This window comes from Streptomyces sp. URMC 126, from assembly GCF_051386555.1.
Lineage (GTDB): Bacteria > Actinomycetota > Actinomycetes > Streptomycetales > Streptomycetaceae > Streptomyces.
In genome coordinates this window covers 1-2,617 of record NZ_JBPQTX010000540.1, presented here as the reverse complement: position 1 = coordinate 2,617, position 2,617 = coordinate 1, and the positions used below count along the sequence as shown (strand labels likewise).

Annotated in this window: 2 protein-coding genes and 1 pseudogene; 2 read left to right on the top strand and 1 reads right to left on the bottom strand. The window is 73.1% G+C overall.

The window, feature by feature from the left end:
• Both ACSNOK_RS32480 and ACSNOK_RS32475 read left to right on the top strand, forming a co-directional pair.
• The coding region (locus tag ACSNOK_RS32480; RefSeq protein WP_436784379.1) for a TetR family transcriptional regulator C-terminal domain-containing protein at positions 1–377 on the top strand (377 nt) is incomplete at its 5' end.
• Positions 378–583: 206 nt separating this feature from the next.
• A complete protein-coding gene (locus ACSNOK_RS32475; protein ID WP_436784378.1) occupies positions 584–1,597 on the top strand; it encodes a threonine/serine dehydratase in 1,014 nt (337 codons plus the stop codon).
• A gap of 765 nt (positions 1,598–2,362) precedes the next feature.
• On the opposite strand, the pseudogene ACSNOK_RS32470 reads toward ACSNOK_RS32475, so the two are convergent.
• Positions 2,363–2,617, bottom strand: a pseudogene (locus tag ACSNOK_RS32470) (FUSC family protein); the annotation flags it as partial.

Sequence of the window (2,617 nt, the reverse complement as noted above, 5' to 3'; positions counted from 1 at the left end):
CCTCCAGCGCCCCCTCCAGCGGCCCCTCCCCCCGTACGGTCCTGCGCGAGTGCGCGGCCGAGATGCTGCCGCTGGACGACGAGACGCGCACCGGCCTCCTCGTCGGCATCGCCTACTTCGTCCGCGCCATCAACGACGAGCGCATCCGGCGCCACGCCCAGGAAGGACAGCCCAAGCTGCGCGCCTTCTTCGCCGAGCAGTTCCGGGAGGCGGCCGAGCGGGGGGATACGGTGCCGGGGCTCGATCCGGAGCTGGAGGCGATGCTGCTCATCGCGCTGACGGACGGGCTGACGAGTTCGGCGTTGATGGAGGTCATCACGCCGGAGGAGGCGATGGGGTACGTGGACCGGCACTTGGACCGGTTGTTCGTACGCTGATCTCGTGGCGCTCGGGGGTGTGGTGTTCGCCCCGATCCCGCCCCTTCACCGTTTCTTGTGGGGGCGCGCCCCCACTCCCCCGCCCCCGCCGGCGGTCGAAACCGAACCGGGTGGGACGACTGGACATCCGGGCGCACCCACCAGGCATGATCGACAACGCCCGGCAGCTCGCCGGGCCTTGACCCGACCACCGCGGGAGCGACGAAGTGCACCACCTCACATACGCCGACATCGAGGCCGCCGCCGATCGGATCGCCGGACACGTCCGCCCTGTCGCCCTTGCTCCGGCGGGTCCCTCCGCGAGTGGCGAGGGAGCTCACGAGGTCTGGCTGGCGCTGGAGTTCATGCAGCACACGGGGTCGTTCAAGGCCCGCGGCGCCCGCAACTTCCTCCAGGCCCACCGCGACGCCGGAACCCTCCCCGACACCGGGGTCACCATCGCCTCCGGCGGCAACGCGGGGCTGGCCTGCGCCTGGTCGGCCCGCGAACAGGGCGTGCCCGCCACGGTCTTCCTCCCCGCCACCGCACCCGCGGTGAAGGTCGCCAGGCTCCGGGGTTACGGCGCCGACGTGCGGCTGGTCGGCGACGAGTACGCCGAGGCCCTCGCCGCCTGCGAGGCGTTCGCCGCCGAAACGGGTGCGCTGGCCTCCCACGCCTACGACCATCCGCTGATCGCCGCCGGAGCCGGCACGCTGCTGGAGGAAATCCGCCTGCGCCTTCCCGACCTGGACACGGTGATCGTCGCGGTGGGCGGCGGCGGCCTGTTCGCCGGCGTCGCCACGGCGGCCCGGCGGCACGGCATCCGGACCGTCGCCGTGGAACCGGAACACTCCCGCGCCCTCAACGCCGCCCTGGCGGCCGGCCACCCGGTAGACGTCCCCGTCGACTCGGTCGCCTCCGATTCCCTGGGGGCACGCCGCGCCTCCGCCATGGCCCTGTCGACGGCCCAAGGGGAGGGCGTGCGTTCGGTACTGGTACGGGACGAGGAGATCGTGCGCGCGCGGCAGTCGCTGTGGGAGGAACGCCGCATCGCCGTGGAACACGGCGCGGCTACGGCTCTGGCGGCGCTTACGGGCGGGGGCGCGGCGGGAACGGGAGCGGGGGCGATAGCGGGAGCGGGAGCGGACTACGGCTACCGACCGCGAGAGGGCGAGAAGGTGTGCGTAGTACTGTGCGGCGCCAACACCGATCCGGCCACGCTTGCGCGGCACGGGAGTTGAGCCCGGGGAGTGATCAGTCGGGTGGACGGTTTCGGGGGCGACGCGGCGACTAGAGTCGCGTCGTGTGCTTGGGGGAGTCGCGGGCGACGGGGGTGGCCGGAGCGGCTGCCGCCGGGAGGGAGAGAGGAGCATGCGCGGGTGCGTGCGGTTTGCCCGTTCTCGCGAAAGTAAGCAAAAAACCCGCCCCTTACGAGGAAAACCGCAGGTCGCGCCCTGTGCTCCCCGCGCACGCGGGGGTGGTCCCGCCCCGGTATCTGCTAGGGGTTGGCGCGCCCCGTGCTCCCCGCGCACGCAGGGGTGGTCCTCCGCTCCGCCGGCGCATGGCCCGTGCCCCTGCGTGCTCCCCGCGCACGCGGGGGTGGTCCCTTGCGGTCGAAGGTGGAGCCGATGCCCCGTTCGTGGTCCCCGCGCACGCGGGGGTGGTCCCGTGAAATGCCACGTGTAGAACTGCCGGCCTGCGTGGTCCCCGCGCCGCGCGGGGATGGTCCCACCGCCCTCCTCGTCTCCGAAGGAGCGGCGCGGTGCTCCCCGCGCACGCCGGGATGGTCCCGTCGCGAGGACCCTGTCGTAGGGGGCGCCGTCGTGGTCCCCGCGCACGCGGGGAAGTGGTCGGCAAGTTCGCTTACTGCCCATAGCCCCCGCGCACAGGGATGGTCCCCCACGAGGCCCGTAGCTCCCCTGTCGCCGCAGCTACGATCCCCGCCCGCCAAAACAACTCACCTACACACGGATCGGCCCCACCTCCACCTCGCAACCAACCACCCCTCACCCCACCCTCCGAGTCGCCCGGTTTCTCCCGCCCGGTCCTGGGGAGAGTGCCGTCGCCAGTTCGTCCAGTGCGTCCGTCAGGAGTTCCGCGCCCCGCACCGTCACCCCCGTGTCGCCTTCCTTCGCCGACCAGGCCGCGGCGGCGAGGTGGAGTGGGGTCCAGTCGAGGGGGCGGCGTTCGCGGACGGCGGTGACCGCGGTCGGGAGCAAGTCGCGGAGGGTGGCGGCGAAGTGGGCGGCGCCGGGGGAGGG